Origin of the sequence: Mesorhizobium sp. (assembly GCF_004962925.1) — a bacterium.
Taxonomy (GTDB): Bacteria; Pseudomonadota; Alphaproteobacteria; order Rhizobiales; family Rhizobiaceae; genus Mesorhizobium.
Genome location: NZ_SUEO01000147.1, coordinates 14,172 through 14,580, shown reverse-complemented (window position 1 = coordinate 14,580; position 409 = coordinate 14,172). Strand labels below are relative to the sequence as shown.

Annotated in this window: 1 protein-coding gene; it reads left to right on the top strand. The window is 65.0% G+C overall.

Annotated elements, in window-relative coordinates; all coding sequences use genetic code 11:
- Nucleotides 1-409: FAD-dependent oxidoreductase (locus tag E5W87_RS24540; RefSeq protein WP_292403417.1), on the top strand; the 409-nt coding region annotated here is incomplete at both ends.

Sequence of the window (409 nt, the reverse complement as noted above, 5' to 3'; positions counted from 1 at the left end):
GTCGCTGCCGTTTGGTGGGCCGGTGATCTCGTCGACAGAAGCGCTGGAGCTGAGCGAGGTGCCGGAAAGGCTTGCCGTCGTCGGTGGCGGCTATATCGGGCTCGAGCTCGGCATCGCCTTCGCCAAGATGGGCGCCAGGGTGACCGTGGTAGAGGCTTTGCCGCGCGTGCTGGCGCAGTATGATGCAGAGCTGACCCGGCCAGTCGTGAAGCGGCTCACCGAGCTCGGTATCGAGGTGCTTGTGGGCGCCAAGGCCAAGGGGTTGTCGACCAAGGGCGATGCGCTGCTGGTCGAGACCAAGGACGGCAAGAATGCCAAGATCGCTGCCGACAGGATCCTGGTCACCATCGGGCGCAAGCCGGTGATCGAAGACTGGGGGCTCGACCAGATCGACCTCGATATGGCGGGG